Origin of the sequence: Aminobacter sp. J41 (assembly GCF_000526635.1) — a bacterium.
Taxonomy (GTDB): Bacteria; Pseudomonadota; Alphaproteobacteria; order Rhizobiales; family Rhizobiaceae; genus Aerobium.
The window spans coordinates 1-8,786 of record NZ_JAGL01000062.1; the positions used below are offsets into that span (position 1 = coordinate 1).

An 8,786-nucleotide genomic window follows, 5' to 3' on the forward strand; every position below is an offset into this window, starting at 1 on the left:
CGCCGGTAGCGCCCGCTTTCGGGATCGAAGAGATCGAGGGTGTCTTTGGAGACGTCGCAGCCGATGAAGTTTGGGTGTAAGGTCATGGGGCCTGTTCCTGTGGTGCGAGGTCTGGGTAAGCAGCCTCGTGCAACTGTTCAGGTTCAAAGCAGCACTGCGGGAAGGGGCCAGGCCATGCCACGGTCTGCTTTCCCAAGCGGAGGCGACCAGGATGCCAGCGGCCTCCTTCCCGCAACCATTCTACACCTCAGCAAACACACAGGATGGCCGGGTCAAGCCCGGCCATGACGAAGCTGAAATGCCGGGGATGATCTGCAACTGAGCCGAGAAGGGACGCCTTCTTTGGCAGGCAGTCGTCACCCTGCTGGCAACTCGTCCCACCGTCCTCTAGCTCGAGCTTCTTGCAACAGCACCGCTGCGCATCGCTCGATCGTCATACATCCGCCGTTTCCCTCGTCATGCCACGGCTCGTCCGTGGCATCCATGCCGGAACGATGACATCGGCCTGCGGTGCAGAACTCGGCATCAATCTCCGCCCCAAATGCGCCGCCCCGAAAATCCCCCTCTAAAAACACCTCACATCCGCCTCGGCCTGCGCGCGGCGGAGGTTGCCGATCGCCGTCTTGCCGGCTGCGCTTTCGCGGAAGAAGGCGCCGCGCTCGCCGCCGGCAAAGGACAGGCTGCGGAAGGTCTCGGCCTGTTCATAGGCCTCGTAGGGGATGATGGTCGAAATGACGTCGATCGAGCACGAGCAGCTTTCGAGCGCCCGGCGCGTTTCGCCATTCGCCTTCATGCAGGCGAAGACGTAGTCGGCGACCGTGACGGTCGGATAGTCGTTGGCGAAAGCCGGGGTAACCGCGCCCGCGAGGGCGAAGATTGCCGCCGGAACGACTGCCCGGACAAATCTGCGCGGCTGCGTCAACCAGCGCGCGCGGCGGGAGTTTTCTGCTGTATGCATCATGCAGTGACACCTCCTCCTGCCGTCATAGTTGGACGCGCTCCCCTGCCCGTCAACCGGCTACCCGGTTTTCGCTCTGCACACACCCACATTTGAACGAGTGCCTACCGGGTCGATGATCATCATGACGGGTAGCAGCAACGCCAATGCAACCGCACGGTGCCCCGCGATCTTGCTTATCAGATGAAATGAATCCCTGCATGTCACGCGGCAGGCTGCACAGTTCTTAAGCATTACCTAATATAGTTTCCGTGCGCCAGCGGCCTCACATCGCAAGTCGATCTCCGGAATTACTTGGTATATTCCAAAAAATCACGAATTGTAACAGCGTATATTTGATTAAACCGATCCAATAAAAAATTGCTGCACTGCGGTATGTTTGCTTCAAGCCAAAAGTATTAATGATTTAGTACTTGCCTAATAACTTGGGTCAGATTAGCTTTCGTCCAGTTTCCGGCTTCAAGGACCTCGCCGATATTGGGAGCGGCGATGTCTTCGCAGGCCAGATTTCGGGACAGTGGTGCCCCTGTCCCGTGCTTGCCGTGACACGCTGCCGGAAACGGAACGTTCCCAATACCAGATGATCGCCAGGATGAGTTTGGGGGACGTCCACGTGGGCGGTTGCGATCGTAAACCTCGGGAGGATTGCAATGCGTGTACCCAGGAAGGCCACTTATCTCCGATTTGCCACGGCGCTGCTCCTCTGCACGTCGGCGGGCGGAGCGTGGGCGAATGACGAACTGATCAAGATGTCGGAAGACCACAAGAACTGGGTCATGCCGGCGCGCGACTATGCGAACACCCGCTACTCGGAGCTCAACCAGATCACCAAGGACAACGTCAAGGATCTCCAGGTCAAATGGACATTCTCGACCGGCGTCCTGCGCGGCCATGAGGGCGGCCCGCTGGTGATCGACGGCGTCATGTACGTGCACACGCCGTTCCCGAACATCGTCTATGCGCTCGACCTGAACAATGACGGCAGGATCCTGTGGAAGTACGAGCCCAAGCAGGACGCCAACGTCATTCCGATCATGTGCTGCGACACCGTCAACCGCGGCGTTGCCTATGGTGATGGCAAGATCATCCTGAACCAGGCCGACACGACGGTGGTGGCGCTCGACGCCAAGACCGGCGAGGTCGTCTGGTCGGTCGCCAATGCCTCGACCGACGGCAGCAAGGGCGAGTCCGCCACCGCGGCGCCGCTTGTCGTCAAGGACAAGGTGATCGTCGGCATTTCCGGCGCCGAGTTCGGCGTGCGCGGATGGGCGGCGGCCTACAACCTCAAGGACGGATCGCTGGCCTGGAAGGCCTATTCGACCGGCCCCGACTCCGAAACCCTGATCGATCCCGAGAAGACCACCCAGCTGGGCAAGCCCGTCGGCAAGGACAGCGGCGTGACCTCCTGGGAGGGCGAGCAGTGGAAGATCGGCGGCGGCACCACCTGGGGCTGGTTCTCCTATGATCCCGAACTCAACCTCGTCTATTACGGCACCGGCAACCCCGGCACCTGGAACCCGGTCCAGCGCCCCGGCGACAACAAGTGGTCGATGACCATCTTCGCCCGCGATGCCGACACGGGCCAGGCCAAGTGGGTCTACCAGATGACCCCGCATGACGAGTGGGACTATGACGGCGTCAACGAGAGCATTCTCGTCGACGACCTTGAGTTCGAGGGCCAGCAGCGCAAGGTGCTCGTCCACTTCGACCGCAACGGCTTCGCCTACACGCTCGACCGCGAGACCGGCGAACTGCTGGTGGCCGAAAAGTACGACCCGAAGGTCAACTGGGCGACCGAGATCGACATGGATCCGAACAGCGAGACCTTCGGCCGGCCGAAGGTGGATCCGAAATACTCGCCGCAACAGAACGGCGAGGACGTCAACACCGCCGGCATCTGCCCGGCAGCGCTCGGCTCGAAGGACCAGCAGCCGGCAGCCTACTCGCCGAAGACCAAGCTGTTCTATGTCCCGACCAACCACGTCTGCATGGACTACGAACCGTTCAAGGTGAGCTACACCGCCGGCCAGGCCTATGTCGGCTCGACCGTGTCGATGTATCCGACGCCTGACAGCCATGGCGGCATGGGCAACTTCATCGCCTGGGATGCCGTCAAGGGCGAGATCGTCTGGTCGGTCCCCGAGCAGTTCTCGGTATGGTCCGGCGCGCTCGCGACCGCGGGCGACGTGATCTTCTACGGAACGCTGGAAGGCTACATCAAGGCCGTCGATACGGAGGGCAAGGAACTCTACAAGTTCAAGACCCCGTCCGGCATCATCGGCAACATCAACACCTTCGAACACAACGGCAAGCAGTACGTGGCCGTCATGTCGGGTGTTGGCGGCTGGGCCGGCATCGGTCTCGCCGGTGGCCTGCTGGCGCCGGAGAATGCGGCGGCGTGGCATGAGGCCGTCAGCCAGGGCAAGGACGTCAGCGACCAGCAGGCGGCCGTGTCGACCGCGGGCCTCGGTGCCGTGGGCGGCTATGCAGCCCTTGCCGACTACACGACGCTTGGCGGCCAGCTGACCGTCTTCGGCCTGCCGGACTGATCGTCCTGCGACCTGCCAAAGAGCGGGAGCCCGGAACTGGAAATGCCAGTCCGGGCTTCCGGCTGTGAAATCTCGGGGGTTTCGGCGGCGCCGGCCGCCGCGATGCACTGTCCCGCCTGACATCAAGAAGAGGAAGACCGCATGATCTTGCGCAGCGCCCTGACGGCTGTCTCCGCCGTTGTCATTGCCCTCTCGCCCCTTTCCGCGAGCGCGCAAAGTTTTTCTGACAGCAAGGAGACGGCGGCAGTCGACCGCGAAGAAGATGGCAAGTATTATGACGCCGATGGCAACCCGACCTTCAAGGTCGAAGATGACGGCACCGTCGACTGGTTCACCTTCAGCGGCTACCGCCGCTACCATGCCGACTGCCACGTCTGCCACGGCCCCGACGGCGTAGGCTCGAGCTACGCGCCGGCGCTGGCGAAGACGATGAAGAACATCGATTACGCGACCTTCCTGTCGATCGTCGCGGAAGGCCGGAAGAATTTGGGCGCGGGCAAGGAAAATGTGATGCCCGCTTTCGGCGAGAACAAGAACGTCTACTGCTACATGGACGACCTCTACGTCTACCTGCGTGCGCGCTCGCTCGACGCGATCCCGCGCGGACGTCCCGGCAAGAGGGCAGACAAGCCTGAAGCTGCCGCCGAAGCGGAGAAATCGTGCATGGAGGGTTAGAGAGGAGGAGATCATGACATCGTGGCCCCGGCTGCTTTGCAGCCTGTCGTTCCTGGGGCTCATGGCAACAACATCAGGCCCTGCCTTTGCGCAGGGCGCCGGGCTGGGGGCAGCCGGCGAACTCGTGGACCCGAATGTGCTGCGGGTCTGCGCCGATCCGTCAAACATGCCCTTCACCGACGAAAGCGGCGAAGGGTTCGAGAACAGGCTGGCCGAACTCACCGCGGAAAAGCTCAGCCGCAAATCCGTTTCCTACACATGGTTCCCGCAGGTGATGGGCTTCGTGCGCCAGACGCTGCGCGCCAACCGCTGCGACATCATCATGGGCTACGCCCAGGGCGATGAACTGGTGCAGAACACCAACGCCTATTACCGCTCGACCTACGTGCTGATCTACAGGAAGGGCGGCGACCTCGACGGGGTGCAGGACCTCACCGACCCGCGCCTTGCCGGCAAGAAGATCGGCGTCGTCGCCAACACGCCGCCGACCAGCATCATGGCCCGCGCCGGGCTGATGCGCACGGCCAAGGCCTACCCGCTGATGATCGACACGCGCCTGTCGCCGCCGATCGGCGAGGTCGCCGTCAAGGACATGATGGAAGGGGCGATCGACGCCGCGGTGCTGTGGGGGCCGATGGCCGGCTACTACGCCGCGCGCGCCGATGAAGAGCTCGCGGTCGTTCCGCTGAAGGACGTCAAGGGCATGACCCGCATGTCGTTCCGCATCACCATGGGCGTTCGTCCCTCCGACCAGGAGTGGAAGCGCACGCTCAACAACTTCATCCGCGACAACCAGGAGGAGATCAACCGCATCCTCCTCGACTACGACGTGCCGATCCTCGACGAACGTGGCGAGCCGATCCTGGCCCAGCCGCGCGACAAGGCCGAGGCCGACACGTCCACGCCGGAGGAGAAGAAGTGCAAGGTTTCGCGGAGGGGACGCTGCGTGTCTTGAGCGGACCGGCAGCGGTCAAGGCAGTTCCGGGGCGGGATCAACCGCTTTCGGCAACAAGGGAAGGAGGCTGCAAATGACGACTGGAATATCGATACACCCGGCCATCGACGGCGGCGTGAGGCCCGGCAATCCGAGCTTTGCCGGCGGCACGCTGGTCTGCGACTGCACCGACCGCCCCGTCAAGGTGCGCATCGAGGGCAATGTCGCCCACAACCACGCCTGCGGCTGCACCAAGTGCTGGAAGCCTAAGGGCGCCGCCTTCTCGATCGTCGCGGTGGTGCCGCACGACAAGGTGACGGTGCTGGAGAACGGCGACAAGCTGAAGGTCGTGGACTCCGCGGCCCTCATCCAGCGCCACGCCTGCGTTGAATGCGGCGTGCACATGTACGGGCCGGTCGAGCGCGAGCACCCGTTCCAGGGCCTCGACTTCGTCCATCCCGAGCGTTTCCAGGAAAGCGGCTGGGCCGAGCCGGGCTTTGCCGCCTTCGTCTCGTCGATCATCGAGTCGGGCGTCGATCCCTCGCTGATGGACGGGGTCCGCGCGCGGCTGCGCGACCTTGGCCTCGAGCCCTATGACTGCCTGTCGCCGGCGCTGATGGACTACGTCGCCACCTGGACGGCGAAGAAAAACGGCGTGCTGGCGGCGTGAGCCGAAGCTGACGCGGCGAGCAGCCGGTCGCGGGTGTGCCTGACCAGCCCAGACCTACCCGGAGGGGCAAATCCCGTTGCGCACCCGCGCCGGCATTTCCGCTGCCATGCGGCACGGTTGCAGGGCGTGCGTGCGGGCCTCCGCCTCGGCTCCGGCCCCTGAAGGACACGCCCAGGATCCTCCCCCGCAGCGCGGGGGAGGGGGACCATGCGAAGCATGGTGGAGGGGGCTCGTGGAGCGCGGCGGTAATCGAGAGGGAATTCCAACAGGGTCCGCATGAAGTTCGCCCGTAGTCCGATCCGCCGGATCAGCGTCAACGTTCCGGAATGGATGCTACGGTCGAGCCGTGGCATGATGAAAGGCTGGGAGGTTGGAGGGGCAGAATGGCGGGTGCCGCTTCGGCCGTTCGGGTCAACGTTTGCCAATGCCATATCAACGTCGTCATCGTCGGGCCTGACCCGACGATCCATGCCTGAACCAAGACGTTTTGCTGACGGGTAAGAACGGGCAACCTGCCGCTCCCCGACGGATTGGATCCCGCACCCGCAGCGCCGCGGCGGATCCTCCCCCGCAGCGCGGGGGAGGAGGGCCATGCGAAGCATGGTGGAGGGGGCTCGTGGAGCGCGACATGACAATCTGCCGTCACGAGTCCGCGCAGCACCTCTCCTCGGCCCCGCCTGAAACGTCAGCAGCGGCTTTTCCCCACCCCACCGATCTCTCTGCTTTACGAGCCCCCTCCGGCGCTCCGCGCCACCTCCCCCGCTTCGCAGGGGAGGATCCGCGTCGGCGCGCTTCAGGAGCGGAGCGATCCGCAGCCGATGGAGAGCCGTTGGCAGCCTGCGAGACCGCGGAGAGTGCGCCGCACAGCAGACCAAGCCGGAGCTCCGACCAGCCCCTGCGCAGACGCCCCCACCGCCCAAGATCATGGTTAACGCATCCCTGTATATTAGCAGCTTGTTAACCATAAGGTGCCGATATAGCGGTGACAGCGATGCCCTGATGCGTCGCGCAAGTAACTGGGCGGATTGGGGGTTTTCCGTCCGCGTCTGGGAAGGCAAGACCCTTGAAGCGCGCTCGCGATCTGCCCATCACTCTGCTCGCCATCGGCCTCGCCGCCGCGATTTCCGGCTGCGCGAACCAGCAGGCAAAGCCCGAGCTCGACACCACCACCGTCTCCGCCATTCCGGGCAGCACCGCGCCCGAGCGCCCGGTGACCGACCTGCCCGAGCCGCCCGCCGGTCCCCTCACCCTCGAAAACGCCGTCAGGCGCGCCGTGCGCTGGCACCCGGCCGTCGGCGAAGCGGTCGCAAAGCTGCGCCAGCAGATGGAATCCGTCTCGGAAGCTGAGGCCGGCTACATGCCGCGGTTCGGCTGGGGCATCGATTCCGCCTACAGTTCGGCCGAGGACGACCGTTACCGCCCGATCCTCAACGTGTCCGGCTCGCAGCTGATCTACGATTTCGGCAAGACGGAAGGACGCGTGCGCGTGGCTTCCGCCGGCGTCGAAGGCCGGCAGGCGAGCATTCTGGTCGCCATCGACGACCTTGCCTACGAGACGGCGGCGGCGATGTTCGAGGTGCAGCGCTACCGGGCGCTGATCGCCGTTGCCCGCGAGCAGATCGCCGACGTCAAGGCGGTCGAGGCGCTGGTGAAGAGCCGCACCGACACCGGCGCCAGCACCGACTCCGACCTGCTGCAGGCGCGCGCGCGCGTGCAGGCGGCCGAAGCCACCAAGCTGCAGCTTGAAGGCTCGCTGCGGCGCTGGGAAAGCGTGCTTGCGGCCATGACGGGCATCCAGGGCACGCCGCAGGTCAAAAACGACAAGCCGGCCTGGCTAAGTTCCGCCTGCTCGTCCGGCGAGCCCGACTGGCAGCGCGTGCCGGCCATCATGGAGGCGGCCGCGGCCCACAAGACCGCCAACGCGCAGCTCGACCTTACTCGGGCCGAGGCGCTGCCGTCGATCGCGCTCGAAGGCCGCGTCGGCTCGGACGTCTCGCGCATCGGCAAGCGGGATCCGGAAATCCGCTTCGGGCTGAACGTCAGCGGCGACATCTTCAACGGCGGCGTCAACAAGGCGCGCACCAATGCCGCGGGCTATGCGCTCGCCGCGGCCGATGCCGCGATCGCGCGGGCAAAGCTCGACGTGCAGCGGGCGCTGCTCGAATCCAGCGGCCAGGTGGCGAGCCTGTCCGGCCTGCGCGGCACGCTGTCGCGCACCGAGACGACGCTGAAGGAAACCCGCGCGCTCTACCGCACGCAATATCTCGAGCTTGGCACGCGCACCCTCCTCGACGTGCTCAATGCAGACCAGGAATACCACTCCGCCCGCTTCCAGCTGGCGAATGCCGAATACGACCTGCGCAAGCTGTCCCTCGACTGCATCTACAATTCCGGCCGCATCCGCCAGGTGTTCAACCTGACGGGTTATCAGGTGCAGGGCGTGGCGCTGTAAGAGCGCGACGTCGCGGGGTAGAAGGGCGGGACGCCGGCAAAGGATAACGGGTTGCCGGCCAAGGCGGGCCTGCGGGCACGCTGACGGGCCCAGGACGTCCATGTTAGCCTCGCCGGAGCCCTGCGGAGGTGGCGCCGGCCGCCTGCAGCGGACCAAGGCGCCGTGCCCACCGCAGGGACCAAGTGAGGTGAGCGCGGTTGCGGTAAGTACCGGACCCGCTTCTCCCGCGCCGCAGAACAACCTGCACCGTCGACGCCGGGGGATCCTCCCCCATTTATGGGGGAGGGGGACCATGCGAAGCATGGTGGAGGGGGGCGTGCCGCGCTGAGCCATACCCGATTGCAGTCCATCTGTTTCCGAACTTCTAGGGGCGTGCGCATCAGCCCCCTCCGGCGCTGCGCGCCACCTCCCCCGCTTCGCAGGGGAGGATCCTGCGCTAGTACCTGTCAGGGAGAGCGGAGCAAAGCGCCCGTGCCTACCGTGGGGACCAAGGGAGGTGAAGGTGGTTGTGCGGTGAGTGCCTGCTTCCCGCCGCCCGCAGCGGACCA

The 8,786-nt window shown here is 64.8% G+C and carries 6 protein-coding genes; 5 read left to right on the forward strand and 1 reads right to left on the reverse strand.

Annotated features, from left to right (window positions below):
* Positions 1–565: 565 nt before the first annotated feature.
* Positions 566–961, reverse strand: a complete 396-nt coding sequence (locus L630_RS23515) for a hypothetical protein (RefSeq protein WP_024849940.1) — start codon at positions 959–961, stop codon at positions 566–568.
* A 647-nt stretch (positions 962–1,608) separates the two neighbouring features.
* Here L630_RS23515 and L630_RS0119880 point away from each other — a divergent pair.
* The 5 genes from L630_RS0119880 to L630_RS0119900 all read left to right on the forward strand — a co-directional run bounded on the left by L630_RS0119880 (position 1,609) and on the right by L630_RS0119900 (position 8,238).
* Positions 1,609–3,507, forward strand: coding sequence for a methanol/ethanol family PQQ-dependent dehydrogenase (locus tag L630_RS0119880; protein WP_024849941.1), 1,899 nt, complete (start codon positions 1,609–1,611; stop codon positions 3,505–3,507).
* A 141-nt stretch (positions 3,508–3,648) separates the two neighbouring features.
* Positions 3,649–4,182 carry a c-type cytochrome, methanol metabolism-related gene (locus L630_RS0119885; RefSeq protein ID WP_024849942.1) on the forward strand — a complete coding sequence of 178 codons (534 nt, stop codon included), beginning with the start codon at positions 3,649–3,651 and terminating at the stop codon, positions 4,180–4,182.
* 13 nt (positions 4,183–4,195) lie between these two features.
* Positions 4,196–5,137 (forward strand): substrate-binding domain-containing protein, encoded by a 942-nt coding sequence (locus L630_RS0119890; protein ID WP_024849943.1) that lies wholly within the window; start codon positions 4,196–4,198, stop codon positions 5,135–5,137.
* 73 nt (positions 5,138–5,210) lie between these two features.
* Entirely contained in the window at positions 5,211–5,786 is a 576-nt protein-coding gene (gfa, locus tag L630_RS0119895; protein ID WP_024849944.1) for an S-(hydroxymethyl)glutathione synthase, read from the forward strand.
* 1,063 nt (positions 5,787–6,849) lie between these two features.
* Positions 6,850–8,238 (forward strand): TolC family protein, encoded by a 1,389-nt coding sequence (locus L630_RS0119900; protein WP_024849945.1) that lies wholly within the window; start codon positions 6,850–6,852, stop codon positions 8,236–8,238.
* Positions 8,239–8,786 lie beyond the last annotated feature (548 nt).